The organism is Micromonospora sp. NBS 11-29 (assembly GCF_002140155.1).
Taxonomy (GTDB): Bacteria; Actinomycetota; Actinomycetes; order Mycobacteriales; family Micromonosporaceae; genus Micromonospora.
Genome location: NZ_NAPR01000005.1, coordinates 813 through 3306, shown reverse-complemented (window position 1 = coordinate 3306; position 2494 = coordinate 813). Strand labels below are relative to the sequence as shown.

Annotated in this window: 1 protein-coding gene; it reads left to right on the top strand. The window is 79.8% G+C overall.

The genetic code is table 11. The annotated features are described in order from the left end of the window. Positions 1 to 2494 (top strand): type I polyketide synthase (locus B1205_RS31040; RefSeq protein WP_176308487.1); only part of this gene is annotated, 2494 nt, incomplete at both ends.

Below are 2494 nucleotides of genomic sequence, written 5' to 3'. Positions count from 1 at the left end.
GGTCCGGTTCGCCGACGGGATCACCGCGCTGCGGGCCGCCGGGGCGGACACGTTCGTGGAGATCGGCCCGGGCGCCGTGCTCACCGCGCTGATCCGCGAGACCGCCGACGACCCGACCGCGCTCGCCGTCGCCACCGGACGCCGGGACCGCCCCGAGCCGTACGCGCTGCTCGCCGGCCTCGCCGAACTCTTCACCGCCGGCGGCCGGGTCGACTGGACGCCGCTCCTCACCGGCGCGGGCGCCCCGGCCGACCTGCCCACGTACGCGTTCGGCGGCGACCGCTACTGGCTGCGCCCGGCCGGCCCCGCCTCCGACGTCACCGGCGCCGGCCTCGGCGCCGCCGGCCACCCGCTGCTGGCCGCCGCCGTGCGTCTCGCGGGCGAGGACGCGGCCGTGCTGACCGGCCGGCTGTCCCTGTCGGCCCAACCGTGGCTCGCCGACCACGTCGTCGCCGGCGCGGTCCTCGTCCCCGGCACCGCGCTGGTCGAACTCGCGTTGCGCGCCGGCGAGGAGTTCGGCCCCTGCCGGATCCGGGAGCTGACCATCGCCGCGCCGCTGGTGCTCCCCGAGCGGGGCGCGGTGCGGGTGCAGGTCCGCGTCGGCCCCCGCGACCACGCCGGCTGGCGCACCGTCGCCGTGCACTCCCAGCCCGACGACGACCCCGACGGCGAGTGGATCCGCCACGCCGAGGGCCTGCTCACCGCCGCCGCCCCCACCGGCGACGCCGGCCTCGGCGCCTGGCCGCCCGCGCACGCCACCGAGACCGACCTCACCGGCTGGTACGACGCCCTCGCCAGCCACGGCATGACGTACGGGCCGGCGTTCCAGGGCCTGCGGCGGGCCTGGACGGCCGGCGACGACACCGTCTACGCCGAGGTGACGCTGCCCCCGACCGGCCCCGACCGGACCGCCGGGTTCGGCGTGCACCCCGCGCTGCTCGACGCCGCGCTGCACCCCACCGCGCTGCTGCCCGGCGACGGCACCACCGGCCCGAAGGCCCCGTTCGCGTTCACCGGCGTGCAGGTGCACGCCGTCGACGCGGACACGCTGCGGGTGCGGCTCACCCGCACCGGCGCCGCCGTGCGGCTGCTCGCCGTCGACCACACCGACCGGCCCGTGGTCACCGTCGACGCGCTGGTGCTGCGCGACCTGACCGGCGTGGAACCGCCGGCCGCCGCCCGCGCCGCCCGGTCGCTGTTCCGCGTCGACTGGCCCGCCGAACCGCTCACCCCGGTGTCGCCGCCCGCCTCGGCGGTGCTCGGCGCACCGCTGCCCGCCCTGCCCGGCACCCCCGCCCACGCCGGCGTGGCCGAGCTGGTCGCCGCCGGCGGCGTACCCCCGCTCGTGCTCCTGCCGGTGCCCCCGGCCGGGCCGACGCCGGCCGCGGTCCACGCCGCCACCGGCGGCGTGCTCGCCGTGCTGCGCGACTGGCTCGCCACCGACGCCACCGCCGACGCCCGGCTCGTGGTCGTCACCCGCGACGCGATGCCCGCCACCCCGGACGACCCGGCCACCGACCTGGCCGGCGCCGCCGTCTGGGGCCTGGTCCGCTCCGCCCAGTCCGAACACCCCGGCCGGATCGTCCTCGCCGACCTCGACCGTGACCTCGACGCCCCCGTGCTCGCGCTGCTCGCGGCCGCCGCCGACGACCCGGCCGCGGCGCAGGTCGCGGTCCGCGGCGACACCACCCACACCCCCCGCCTGGTACGCGCCGACGCCCCACCCGCGGCCACCCCGGGCACCCGCGGCGGCACCGTCCTGGTCACCGGCGGCACCGGCGCGCTCGGCGGCCTGCTCGCCCGGCACCTGGTCACCGGCTGGGGCGTGGACTCGCTGGCCCTGGTCAGCCGGCGCGGACCCGACGCCGCCGGCGCGACCGACCTGGCCGACGAGCTGACCGCGCTCGGCGCGCGGGTCCAGGTGCTCGCCTGCGACCTCACCGACCGCGACGCCGTACGCGACCTGATCGCCGGCCTCACCGACGCCGGCCGGCTCGCCGGGGTGGTGCACACCGCCGGTGTGCTCGACGACGCGCTGATCACCGGCACCGACGCCGACCGGCTGGCCCGCGTCCTCGCCCCGAAGGTCGACGCCGCCTGGCACCTGCACGAGGCCACCGCCGGCCTCGATCTGGGCCTGTTCGTCACCTACTCCTCGATCGCCGGGGTGCTCGGTTCCCCCGGCCAGGGCGCGTACGCGGCCGCGAACGCCTACCTCGACGCGCTCGCCGCCCACCGCCGCGCCCACGGCCTGCCCGCACACGCCCTCGCCTGGGGCATGTGGGACACCGACGGCATGGCGGCCGCCCTCGGCGCGACCGACCGGTCCCGGGTGGCCCGCGCCGGACTCGGCGTGATCACCGCCCCGGTCGGCGCCGCGCTCTTCGACGCCGCCGTCGCCGTCGACACCGCCGCGCCCGTACCGGCCGTGCTCGACCTGCCCGCGCTGCGCGCCGCCGGCGGCGTACCTGCGATCCTGCGGGCGCTGGCCGGG